Genomic DNA, 10,089 nt, shown 5'->3' with positions numbered 1-10,089 from the left:
AGAAGGGCATACGGCGGATGCCTAGGCGTTTCGAAACGAAGAAGGACGCGATAAGCTGCGATAAGCCATGGCGAGCTGCAAGTAAGCATTGACCCATGGATTTCCGAATGGGGCAACCCGGCAGGAGTAATGACCTGTCATCCTACTTTCGAGGTAGGAAGACCCACCCGATGAACTGAAACATCTAAGTAGTCGGAGGAAAAGAAAACAAAGGTGTTCTGCTCATGAATGGGCTGGATGCAGATCGACAGGATATTTACTTCTCAGCAAGGAAGAAGACGGAGTCGTAGTCGGAAGCTACGGCGACGGCTGATGACACAGCTGAGGAGGAAATAGACCGAGAGATGCGCCAGAATGTTCATGAGTAGAGCACAGTGATTCCCTGAGTAGCGGCGAGCGAAACGGGAGGAGCCCAAACCAGAGGACTTCGGTTCTTTGGGGTTGCGGACCTGCAACAAGCTTCATCATCTAGTGGAAGTATCTGGGAAGGTACGGCGAAGAGAGTGAGACCCTCGTACACGAAAGAAGAGAGAGTGGGCAGGAATCCAGAGTACCACAGGGCACGAGGAACCCGGAGGGAAGCAGGGTGGACCACCATCCAAGGCTAAACATGACGAAACGACCGATAGCGGAAAAGTACCGTGAGGGAAAGGTGAAAAGAACCCCGGGAGGGGAGTGCAAAAGACCTGAAACCGTATGTCTACAAACAGTCGAAGCACAATCAATGTGCGACGGCGTGCCTATTGAAGAATGAACCGGCGAGTTGATTTATACTGCGAGGTTAAGCGGGAGACGCGGAGCCGCAGCGAAAGCGAGTCTTAAGAGGGCGGAAGTAGTATGGATCAGACCCGAAACCACAGTGATCTATGCATGTCCAGGTTGAAGCTCAGGTAAAAATGAGTGGAGGACCGAACCGGTGAGTGTTGAAAAACTTTCGGATGAGGTGTGCATAGGGGTGAAATGCCAATCGAACGTGGAGATAGCTGGTTCTCCCCGAAATAGCTTTAGGGCTAGCCTTAAGCGAATAACCATAAAGACGGTAGAGCACTGATCGGGCAAGGGGGCGTAAAGCCTACCGACCCCAGTCAAACTACGAATGGCTTATATGGGGCAGCTTAGGAGTCAGCGTGCGAGTGATAAGACCCGTACGCAAGAGGGAAACAGCCCAGACCGCCGGCTAAGGTCCCAAATGCTGTGCTAAGTGGAAAAGGATGTAGGACTTCGAAAACAACCAGGATGTTGGCTCAGAAGCAGCCACCATTAAAAGAGTGCGTAATAGCTCACTGGTCGAGAGGCCCTGCGCCGAAAATATCCGGGGCTCAAGCACAGAACCGAAGCCGCGGCAAAGTAGTAATACTTTGGGTAGGGGAGCGTTCTTACTTGGAAGAAGGCAGACCGGAAGGACTGCTGGACGAGTAAGAAGTGAGAATGCCGGTATGAGTAGCGAAACGACAGGTGAGAATCCCTGTCCACCGAAAGCCTAAGGGATCCTGGGCAACGCTCGTCGCCCCAGGGTAAGTCGGGACCTAAGCCGAGGCGTAAAGCATAGGCGATGGACAACCGGTGAAAATTCCGGTACCGGGTCAGTTTGTTTGAGGATGGAGTGACGCAGGAAGGAAGCTGAGCGCGCGACTGGTTGGGCGCGTCGAAGGCGGTAGGCTAGTACGGAGGCAAATCCCCGTACTATAAGGCCGAGAACCGATAGATAGGAGAGACTACGGTCAATCTGAATTCAGCCGCACTACACTGCCAAGAAAAGCTTCTAACGAGAACTGATCCGCCCGTACCAAAACCGCACAGGTAGGCGGGGAGAGAATCCTAAGGTGCGCGGGAAAACCCTCGTTAAGGAACTCGGCAAAATGCATCCGTAACTTCGGGAAAAGGATGGCCGGAGGTTGTGAAGTTATTTACTGATGGAGCGACAGCCGGCGGCAGAAAAGAGGCCCAAGCGACTGTTTACCACAAACACAGGTGCCTGCGAAAGCGCAAGCTGAAGTATAGGTGCTGACGCCTGCCCGGTGCAGGAAGGTTAAGGAGAGTTGTTAGTCTTTGGGATGAAGCAGCGAACTGAAGCCCCTGTAAACGGCGGCCGTAACTATAACGGTCCTAAGGTAGCGAAATTCCTTGTCGGGTAAGTTCCGACCCGCACGAAAGGCGTAACGATTTGGGCACTGTCTCAACGAGGGACCCGGTGAAATTGAAATACCTGTGAAGATGCAGGTTACCCGCGACTGGACAGAAAGACCCCATGGAGCTTTACTGCAGCTTGGCATTGGTCTTTGGCATATAACGTACAGGATAGCCGGGAGACTGGGAAAATATCTCGCTAGAGGTATTGGAGTCACCGTTGGGATACCGGCCTTTATATGCCAAGGATCTAACCGAAACGTTAACAGCGTTCGGGACAGTACCAGGCGGGCAGTTTGACTGGGGCGGTCGCCTCCGAAAGAGCAACGGAGGCGTCCAAAGGTTCCCTCAGCGCGGACAGAAATCGCGCGCAGAGCATAAAGGCAGAAGGGAGCTTGACTGCGAGACTGACGGGTCGAGCAGGTACGAAAGTAGGGCTTAGTGATCCGGTGGAAAGAGAGTGGAATTGCCATCGCTCAACGGATAAAAGCTACCCTGGGGATAACAGGCTAATCTCTCCCAAGAGTCCATATCGACGGGGAGGTTTGGCACCTCGATGTCGGCTCATCACATCCTGGGGCTGAAGCAGGTCCCAAGGGTTGGGCTGTTCGCCCATTAAAGTGGTACGTGAGCTGGGTTCAGAACGTCGTGAGACAGTTCGGTCCATATCCATCGCGGGCGCAAGATACATGAGGGAGGCTGCTCCTAGTACGAGAGGACCGGAGTGGACGAACCAACGGTGTACCGGTTGTCCTGCCAAGGGCACGGCCGGGTAGCTGCGTTCGGAAGGGATAAACGCTGAAAGCATCTAAGCGTGAAGCCGTCCCGAGATGAAGTATCTCATCTCAATCAGAGAGTAAGACCCCTTGCAGAAGACGAGGTAGATAGGCTGGGCGTAGAAGTGCGGCAACGCATGCAGCTGACCAGTACTAATCGGTCGAGGGCTTGATTTATTTTTGTTGGTATTTCGCAACTAATTTGCAAAGAGTTTCTTCTGTCTAGTTTTGAGTGAGCAAAAGTTTACTCAAGTATGCGGTGATGATGCCCGGACGGTTCCACCTGTTCCCATTCCGAACACAGCAGTTAAGCGTCCGCAGGCCGAGGGTACTTCGTTGGAGACGACGCGGGAGAGTAGGTAGTTGCCGCAAAGAAAGCTCGTGAGAACTCACGGGCTTTTTTATTTGTCGGCGGCGGGTTTTTCTTTCAATTGGAATTTGCCTTTGAAAAACAGGGAAATACGACCTCTTGCAATATTGAGCGCACAGGACTATAATAGCGGTCAACTTAGGCAGCGTTTATTTTTGACGGTCTAGGTGCCGGTTTTTATATAGACCTTGAAGGGAGGCCTTCTCTATGATTTTGGATCGTTTGGAATATCTGCCGCTCGGCAGCTTCCAATACAAGCTTCTCGCAGTTACGGGACTTGGCTGGCTGTTCGATGCGATGGATACGGGGCTTATCGCCTTTGTTCTGCCCGTGCTCGCGCGGGAATGGTCGCTTTCGCCCGCGCAGACCGGATGGATCGGGTCGATTGGACTCATCGGTATGGCGCTTGGCGCCGTGCTTGCAGGTACAATTGCGGATCGTATTGGCCGTAAACAGGTGTTCACGCTTACGGTTTTGCTGTACAGCATTTCGACGGGGCTTTGCGCAGTCGCATGGAATTATGAATCGCTGCTTATTTTTCGCTTTCTTGTCGGATTTGGGCTCGGCGGGGAGCTGCCGGTCGCGGCAACGCTCATGAGCGAATATGCGCCGGCACATCTGCGCGGTCGTTTCATTGTACTGCTGGAGAGTTTTTGGGCGCTTGGATGGCTCGCGGCGGCGTGTATCGCGTATTTGCTGATTCCGGTTTACGGTTGGCAGGCGGCGTTTGTCATTGGCACATTGCCCGCGCTGTACGTATTCGTTCTGCGTCTGCATATGCCGGAGTCAGTTCGCTATCTGCTCTCGAAAGGCCGCGTGGATGAGGCAAAAGAGATCATTCGCGCGATTGAGCGTCAGCTGAAGCTGCCGGAAAAACCCTTCCTCGATCAGCTTGCGCCGCAGACGGTGCAGGCAGAGACAGTCGAGACGCCCGGATTCCCGGCGCTCTGGGCGAAGGGGATGCGGCAGCGGACGATCATGCTGTGGTGCGCGTGGTTCGGCATTGTGTTCAGCTACTACGGCATCTTTATGTGGCTGCCGTCCATCGTCTATGCACAGGGGTTCGAGATTGTCAAGACGTTTGAATATGTTCTCGTGATGACGCTCGCGCAGTTGCCCGGCTACTATGCGGCGGCATGGCTGGTCGATGTCATCGGACGCCGCTATACGCTCGGTCTTTTCCTCTTGATGAGCGGCGTGTGCAGTTTCTTCTTCGGCAACGCGGGCAGCGTCGCGGCGCTCCTCATGTGGGGCGCGGCGATGAGTTTCTTCAATCTCGGCGCGTGGGGCGTTATTTATACCTATACGCCGGAGCAATATCCGACGTCGATGCGTGCGCTCGGCAGCGGCTGGGCGGCCGGATTCGGTCGCATCGGCGGCATGATTGCGCCGATGCTTGTCGGCGTCATGATCGCGCAGGCGTTTCCGCTGCAGAATATCTTTTTGATGTTTGCGTCGGTTTTTGTGCTGATTTCCGTTACGGTGGTTCTGCTTGGCAAGGAGAGCAAGCGGCAGACACTTGAGGAGCTGGAGCATTCGCTGGGCTGATTATCTTGCGTACCGGCTCTATCCTGCCGTATGAAAAAACTAGCGAAAAATCTTCGTCTGTGCTACAATAGAGCGAATCAACTCTATTGCAGTACAGATTTTTTTGAGGTGACATTTTGCGAAAAAATTTGAAGCGCCTTCTTGCGGCGTCTCTTTTTGCGTTTTCATTGAACTTTGCTGCGCCGAGCGTCCATGCGATGCCTCCGATTCTTCCGTATGCCGAGGTCACGGAGGGGATGCACGGAACGGCGTATACGGTGCTCGATACGTCGGGCGAGATTCGTACGTTTCCAATTGAGATCATCGGGCGCATGGAGAGCGGTAAAGGCTCTCAGCGGATGATCATGGCGCGGACAAGCGGCGATTTTATTGAGCATGTCGGCGGCGTTCTGCAAGGGATGAGCGGCAGCCCCATCTATGTTGACGGTCGTCTTATCGGCGCGCTTGCGGCAGGGCTGAAAGATCTCAGTCCTTATACTTTTTTCATTACGCCGATTGAGGACATGACGCCTCTTTGGGATATGCCCGATACGAAGAATCAAACACGGATTCAGACGGTGAATATTGTCGAGGCGGTTGAGGCGCGCCGGAAAGCAGAGGAAAAGGAAAAACTGCGTGCGCGCGAAAAGGCTGTTGGAAAGATGTCGCGTGCGGAGCGTGAGGCAGAGTGGCGCGATATGATCGATGCGCTCACGGGTAAGAAGGCGGACGAGACAAAAGCTGCAGAGGAGACCTCCGAAGGAACAAACGAAGCGCCTGAAGAGAACACGCCGGCACAGAGCGAGACAGCGGAACAGGGCAAGACGGAGGAGAAGGCGTATTTCTTTACGCGTGGATTTAATGCGGCGGGGCTGCGTTATTTGGAAAAGAACCTGCCCGCCGGCACGACGTTCATTCCTCTCGGTACGACGGGAGACAGCGGTAAGATACATACGCGCTACGATGCAACGCTTGAGGGCGGTCAGCCGATCGGCGTTGCCGTTGTCTACGGTGATTTCAGCATCGGTGCGACGGGAACGGTTACGGCGGTCGACGGAAAAAAGGTCGTTGCCTTTGGGCACTCGTTCATGCATAAGGGAAATGTCAACTATTTCATGACGGATGCGGATGTCATCGGGACAATTGCGGGGCAGAGCAACGGCGTTAAGATTGCCAATATCGGCAGCGTGATCGGGCGCATCAGCCAGGATCGCGAGACCGGAGTAGCGGGGACTCTCGGCACGTTCCCGACGGCGGTGCCCGTGCGCATTCATGTGAAGGACGATGCGCTCGGCACAGAGGAGACATTCGGGGCGCAGATCGCCTATGACGAGGATTTTCTCCCTGTGCTCTCCAGCAGCATCGCCTATGCCGCAATGAGCAAAGTGTCGGATGCGCTCGGCAGCAGCACGGCGCGCATTCACTTTACGATTCGGACGAACGCCTACGAAAACGGAGTGTTTGAGCGGCGCAATATGTACTACAACACGGCGGATGTCGGGCAGATCGCAGTCACGGAGCTGCTGCAGGCGCTTGGGACAATCGTGACGAATGCGGAGAAGGAATCCGACATCGTCGATGTGGATGTGGACGTCGAGCTCACCGGTGACCGCCAGACGGCGCTGCTGGTCTCGGCTACCCCGGATAAAACGACTGTAAAGCCCGGGGAAACGGTGACGTTTCAAACGAAGATCCGTCCGTATCGAAAACCTGAGGAAACACTTTCCATCCCTTACAAAGTACCGAAAGATCAGGTACCCGGCACGCTGAACCTTGATATTCGCGGCGGGGGATTTGTCCCCGTATCGCCGCTTGCACTGCTTGCACAAGCAGGGCTTGAGGTTCCGGACGACGAAGAGCGGTTCAAGACGACGGAAGAAAAACTGCGCGATCTCGCGGAAACAGGGCAGAACAACGAGGTCATCATTGCGCCCGGTGCCGCACCCGCACCTGCTTCCGAGAAAGAGCTGAAAAAGCGTATCAAGGAAGCAGCCAAGGCATCGGCGCGCGCGGCGAAGAAAGAACAAACGCAGGGCGGTGTGAAGCTCCTCGCGGATGAGAAGAAGCGTGAGAAAAAAGAGAGATTCTTTGCGCCCTATGTGATCGAAAATGTCATACATGCAAGTCTCAAGGTAGAGGAATAGCCGCATAGGAGGAAAACGGCGAATGGAACAACTGGTCATTCATGGAGGGAGACCCTTGTGCGGACGCGTCAAGATCGGCGGGGCAAAGAACGCGGTTCTGCCCATCATTGCGGCGGCGCTGCTTGGCAGCCGCGGCGTATCGGTGCTGGACGATGTGCCTGCGCTTGAGGACGTCTATACGATTTCCGCTGTCTTACGTTCGCTTGGCGTCTCTGCCGACTATGCGGCGGCGGAGCATCGGTTAAAGATCGACGCCACGCGCATCGGTACGACATCAGCCCCCTATGAGCTCGTGCGCAAGATGCGCGCTTCCTTCCTCATCATGGGACCTCTGCTTGCGCGTGAGGGACGTGCGGAGATATCGCTCCCCGGCGGCTGTGCGATCGGCACGCGTCCCATCGACCTGCATCTCAAGGGCTTTGAGGCACTTGGCGCGCAGGTTGACATCACACAGGGCGCAATCCATGCGAGTGCACCGAACGGGCTGAAGGGCGCGAATATTTACTTTGACTTCCCGAGTGTCGGAGCGACGGAGAACGTCATGATGGCCGCGTCCTGCGCCGAGGGGCAGACAATTCTCGAAAATCCTGCGATGGAGCCCGAGATTGTTGACCTCGCGAACTATCTGAACGTCATGGGGGCGCACATCCGCGGCGCCGGGACGAACCGTATCAAGATCGACGGCGTACCGGGACTTTCGGCGGCGGACTATACCATCATCCCCGATCGTATCGAGGCGGGGACGTACATGGTAGCGGCAGCAATGACACGCGGCGACGTCTACATCGAGAATGCCATCAGCGAGCATCTGAAACCCGTCGTGGCAAAACTCCAAGAGGCCGGGGCGATGATCGAGGAGAGCATCGAGGGCATCCGCGTCCGGGCGGAGCAGCCTATGCGGGCGATCGATCTGAAGACGATGCCATACCCGGGGTTCCCGACAGATATGCAGGCGCAGTTCATGGCGATGCTTGCCGTCGCGGAGGGGACAAGCACGGTGACGGAGACCGTCTTTGAGAACCGGTTCATGCACGTCGAGGAACTCGTGCGTATGGGTGCACAGATTCGCGTGGACGGCCGCACGGCGACCGTGGAGGGCACGGCGGCGCTGCACGGTGCTCCCGTGCGTGCGACTGATCTGCGCGCAGGTGCGGCGATGGTGCTCGCGGGACTCGTCACCGAGGGCGAGACGCGCGTCGGATATATCCATCATATCGATCGCGGCTACGATGATCTCGTGGCAAAACTCGTCGCGCTCGGTGCGGATATTGAGAGACGCGAAGCGGAATGGACAGAATAATAAAAAGTTCTTGCATAAATATGATTTATGCGATAAAATTAAGTGACAATGACCGATTGAGGAGGAATGAATCATGAAACACATCAAGACGGTCAACAAGCCGACGATGCAGTCCACGCTCTACACGGGCGGCTGCGGCGAGTGTCAGGCATCCTGCCAGTCCGCCTGCAAGACTTCGTGCACAGTAGGCAATCAGCCCTGCGCGAAGTAATCAGCGGCGGGTGACGAAGCTGCCGCATCGGCGAGCCTATCGCAGAGCGGCAGTTTTGTTTTTTCATCGCATCATATCGATTTATGCCGCCCCCCGGTAGCGGCACGGCGACGCCGTGCCCTTTGCCGATAGAGGGCGGCATATCTTTTGTAGTGTTACGTATAAGGAGAAATAATGAAAGTCCGAACGCATAAGTTCAAGCAGAACGGTATGCATATCCTCGTCGATGTCAACAGCGGCGCTGTCCACGTCATCGACGAGATGATCTACGACATCATGGACGACTTCGACGGGACGAACGACGAGGCGGTCGCCGCACGTCTCGCGGGACGCTATCCTGCGGCGGAGCTGCGCGAGGCGATCGGGGAGCTGCATGAGCTCATGGCGGCGGGGGCGCTCTTTGCTCCCGATATCGACGTGCCGCCGACGTTCAAGTCGCGCGGTCTTGTGAAATCCCTCTGTCTCATGGTCGCGCAGGACTGCAATCTGCGCTGCAAATATTGTTTCGGCGACGGCGGCAGCTACGGCGGGCACCGCGCAATCATGTCGCCCGAGGTCGGGCGCGCGGCGGTCGATTTCATCATCAATGGCTGCGGCCCGCGCAAACACTGTGAGATCGATTTCTTTGGCGGCGAGCCGTTGATGAATCTGCGCACGGTCAAGGAAGTGACGGAGTATGTACGTAAACGCGAGCAGGAATCCGGCAAGGAGTTCAAGCTGACGCTCACAACGAACGGGATGCTCCTTTCGGATAAAAATATCGCGTGGCTGAACGACAACAACATCTCTGTCGTCCTCTCCTCCGACGGGCGGCGCGAGGTGCATGACAGTATGCGCCCCGACTCTGCCGGACAGGGCACGTACGACATCGTGATGCGCAACTTCCGCAAACTCGTCGAGGCACGCGGGGGCAACGACTATTATTTGCGCGGCACCTATACGCGCGAAAACCTCGACTTTACGAAGGATGTGCTCGCGCTGAACGAGGCGGGGTTTGACATCCTCTCGATGGAGCCCGTCGTGCTGAAGGACAGTCCGCTCGGCTTTACCGAGGAGGACTTGCCGCGCATTTACGAGGAGTATGACCGCCTGACGGAGACCTATCTGAACCGCGTGCGCGAGGGGAAGGGGTTCTTCTTCTTCCATTTCAACATGGATCTCAATCACGGCCCCTGCGTCGCGAAACGCCTTGCGGGCTGCGGCGCGGGGCACGAATACTATGCCGTCGCCGAGAACGGTGACCTCTACCCCTGCCATCAGTTTGTCGGGCGCGAGGGCTACCGGCTCGGCTCGGTATTCACGGGCGTTGAGAGCATGGAGCTCCCGACGTATTTCCGCAATTCCCACGTCCTCAATAAGCCGCTCTGCCGTGACTGCTGGGCGCGGTTCTATTGCAGCGGCGGCTGCCATGCGAACGCTGACCTCTTCCACGGCGATATTCGCCACCCGTATGAGGTGGGCTGCGAGATTCAGAAGAAACGCCTTGAGTGTGCGATTCTCGTGCAGGCGGTGTTAGCGCTGGAGAAAGAGGAAGCAGAAGCGGGGGCGGCATCCGAAGCAGAACCTATGAGTATGGCGTGAAGGCGTGACGCGGGATTTTGGCGCCTAGCGTCGTTATTCGTCGAATACTTCGC

At 56.1% G+C, this 10,089-nt stretch carries 5 protein-coding genes and 2 rRNA genes; all 7 read left to right on the top strand.

Annotated features, from left to right (window positions below):
• Positions 1 to 3,080, top strand: a 23S ribosomal RNA gene (locus HMPREF9162_RS07145); the annotation flags it as partial.
• Positions 3,081 to 3,158: 78 nt separating this feature from the next.
• Positions 3,159 to 3,275: ribosomal RNA gene (rrf, locus tag HMPREF9162_RS07140) — 5S ribosomal RNA — on the top strand.
• Positions 3,276 to 3,480: 205 nt separating this feature from the next.
• Entirely contained in the window at positions 3,481 to 4,821 is a 1,341-nt protein-coding gene (locus HMPREF9162_RS07135; RefSeq protein WP_009438918.1) for an MFS transporter, read from the top strand.
• Between the two features lie 116 nt (positions 4,822 to 4,937).
• Entirely contained in the window at positions 4,938 to 6,944 is a 2,007-nt protein-coding gene (locus HMPREF9162_RS07130) for a SpoIVB peptidase S55 domain-containing protein (RefSeq protein ID WP_037350362.1), read from the top strand.
• Between the two features lie 22 nt (positions 6,945 to 6,966).
• Positions 6,967 to 8,244: a UDP-N-acetylglucosamine 1-carboxyvinyltransferase gene (gene murA / locus HMPREF9162_RS07125; protein ID WP_009349282.1), complete on the top strand. Its 1,278-nt coding sequence runs from the start codon at positions 6,967 to 6,969 to the stop codon at positions 8,242 to 8,244.
• A gap of 73 nt (positions 8,245 to 8,317) precedes the next feature.
• Positions 8,318 to 8,455: a six-cysteine ranthipeptide SCIFF gene (gene scfA, locus HMPREF9162_RS11980; protein ID WP_006691237.1), complete on the top strand. Its 138-nt coding sequence runs from the start codon at positions 8,318 to 8,320 to the stop codon at positions 8,453 to 8,455.
• 174 nt (positions 8,456 to 8,629) lie between these two features.
• Positions 8,630 to 10,036, top strand: a complete 1,407-nt coding sequence (scfB, locus tag HMPREF9162_RS07120; protein ID WP_009438904.1) for a thioether cross-link-forming SCIFF peptide maturase — start codon at positions 8,630 to 8,632, stop codon at positions 10,034 to 10,036.
• The last annotated feature ends 53 nt before the right edge of the window (positions 10,037 to 10,089 follow it).

The sequence above is a fragment of the Selenomonas sp. oral taxon 137 str. F0430 genome (genome assembly GCF_000183625.1).
GTDB lineage: Bacteria > Bacillota > Negativicutes > Selenomonadales > Selenomonadaceae > Centipeda > Centipeda artemidis.
The sequence above is the reverse complement of the archived record's forward strand: the minus strand, read 5'-3'. Positions and strand labels throughout refer to the sequence as shown.

Bases quoted from the DNA above. Each gene is read 5' to 3' on its own strand.
- scfA (WP_006691237.1), top strand. From the start codon at position 8,318: ATGAAACACATCAAGACGGTCAACAAGCCGACGATGCAGTCCACGCTC.
- murA (WP_009349282.1), top strand. From the start codon at position 6,967: ATGGAACAACTGGTCATTCATGGAGGGAGACCCTTGTGCGGACGCGTC.
- HMPREF9162_RS07135 (WP_009438918.1), top strand. From the start codon at position 3,481: ATGATTTTGGATCGTTTGGAATATCTGCCGCTCGGCAGCTTCCAATAC.
- scfB (WP_009438904.1), top strand. From the start codon at position 8,630: ATGAAAGTCCGAACGCATAAGTTCAAGCAGAACGGTATGCATATCCTC.